General features: G+C 74.7%; 1 protein-coding gene. It reads right to left on the reverse strand.

The genetic code is table 11. The annotated features are described in order from the left end of the window. The coding region (locus tag IRZ18_09800) for a UvrD-helicase domain-containing protein (protein ID MBX5477398.1) at positions 1-2,064 on the reverse strand (2,064 nt) is incomplete at its 3' end. Positions 2,065-2,195: the final 131 nt, after the last annotated feature.

Genomic DNA, 2,195 nt, shown 5'->3' on the forward strand with positions numbered 1-2,195 from the left:
CGCGAGCATCAGCTCGATCTCCATCGTCGCGAAGTAGCCGCCGCCCGCCCGGGTGTAGACCGGCACCCCCTCGCGGGCGAGCATCTCGGCGAACGCCGGTGCCTTCCACTTCACGCTGCGGAGGAGCACGACGATGTCGCGGTGCCGCACGGGGCGGTAGGCGCGCAGGTCCTTGTCCCAGACGTGCAGCGGCGGCTGCCCCGCCTCGCCGTGGACGAGCGCCCGGATGCGCCGGGCGACGAGCAGCGCCTCCCGTTCCAGCGCCTCCAGCGCCTCGGCGTCCTCGTACGCGGCGCCGGGCTCGTCGCCGGCGTCGTCGCGGTCGCCGCCGTCCTCCGCCGCCCGGTTTGACCCCGGCCACGGCTCGCTCCCCGGCCGGCGCTCCAGCAGGTGCACCTCGACGGGCGCCTCCCCGGCGGCGCCCTCCGGAACAGCGGCGTCCGGCGCCGGGTAATCGGCCGCGGCCACAAGCTGCGCCGACTCGTCGTATGCGATCCCGCCGGCCGTGGGCGTCATCAGCTGGCGGAAGACGAAGTTGACGGCGTCCACCACCGACCGGCGGCTGCGGAAGTTGGCGTTCAGGTCGATGCGCGCATCGCGCACCCCCGGCTCCCCGCCCGGCCGCAGCGGCGGGAACGTCGCGTACTTCCGCAGGAACAGGCCCGGCTCGGCCAGCCGGAAGCGGTAGATGCTCTGTTTCACGTCGCCCACCATGAAGAGGTTGGGCGCGCCGTCCTCGCCGTCGCGCGCCACAAGGCGCAGGATCGCGTCCTGCACCTCGTTGATGTCCTGGTACTCGTCGACGAGGACCTCGTCGAAGCGCTCGCGCAGCTCCTTCGCCGCCGGCGACGGCCGCAATTCCCCGGGCCGCGCGTCCGGGTCGAGCAGCACCCGCAGCGCCAGCCGTTCCATGTCGGCGAAGTCGACGACGCCCAGCTCCGCCTTCGCCGCGGCGAACGCCTCCCCGAAGGCGCGGACCAGGTCCACGAGCTCTGCCGCCAGCGCGCGCATGCGGGCGAGGTCGGCCGTCACCGCGGCCGCGTCGCTGTGGAACACCTGCCGCGACAGCCTCTCGAGCCGGTCCTTCGCCCGTTTCCGGTGCTTCTGCACGCGCTCGAGGAGGATCGGGTCGACGTCCCGGCTCCCCGTGAACCGGGGCCAGTCCGCCGCCAGCGCCGCGCGGATCTCCTCCCACGTGCCCGCCGTCACCGTCTGCGCCACCTCGCGCAGGCGCTCGCGGTCCGTCTCCAGGATGCCGGCGCGGTCGGCCGGGCCGCCCGGCAGCGCGCAGAGGCGCAGCGCCTCCTCGACGTGCAGGATCGCCTGCTCCGCCTCGCGGCGCGCCAAGGCGCGGAGCGGTTCCATCCACGGGCTCGCCTCGACGGGCCGGCCCGCGGCCTCGTCGAAGCGCGCCACGAGCCCGTCCAGCCACGCGTCCGGCCACGGCTGGCTGACGGCCAGGTCGTGCAGGCCCAGCACGAACTGGCGCAGCGTCTCGTCGTCCCGGCGCCCGTACGCGTCGACGAGCGCCCGGAACGCCTCGCCCCCGGCCGCGTAGCGCGCCTCCAGCACGTCCTCCAGCACGTCCTGCCGCAGGAGGAGCGCCTCGTGGTCGTCGATCACCTGGAAGCCCGGGTCGAGGTCGATGCGGTAGTGGTACTGCCGGATCACGGTGAGGCAGAAGGCGTGCAGCGTGGAGATCGACGCCCGCGCGAGAAGCCCGACCTGGCGCCGCAGCCGCATGTCCGCCGGGCGCTTCTCCATCTCCGCCTCGAGCGTGCGGCGGATGCGGTCGCGCATCTCGGCCGCGGCCGCCTCGGTGAAGGTGACGACGAGCATGCGGTCGATGTCGACGGGCTGCCGCGGGTCGAGCATCCGCTCGATGACCCGCCGCACCAGCACCGACGTCTTGCCGGAGCCGGCCGCCGCGCTCACGAGGAGGTTGCGTCCCCGCGTCTCGATGGCCAGGCGCTGCTCGGGCGTCCAGGGGTCGCGCGCGGCCGCGCCGTCGCCGGCCACCGGGCGCGCCGCCGCGCCCCCCGCGTCCTTCACCGCATCACTCACGAGACGTCACCCTCCTCTCCGGGCGGGACCGCGCCCGCCTCCACCGCCGCGGCCGCTTCCTCCTCGATCCGCTGCCACGCCTCGTTCGCCGGAAGCTTCGCCAACCTGCGGTAGAAGTGGCCGGCCGTCGG

The sequence above is a fragment of the Clostridia bacterium genome (assembly GCA_019683875.1).
In the GTDB taxonomy this organism is placed as follows: Bacteria; Bacillota; Sulfobacillia; order RBS10-35; family Bu92; genus Bu92.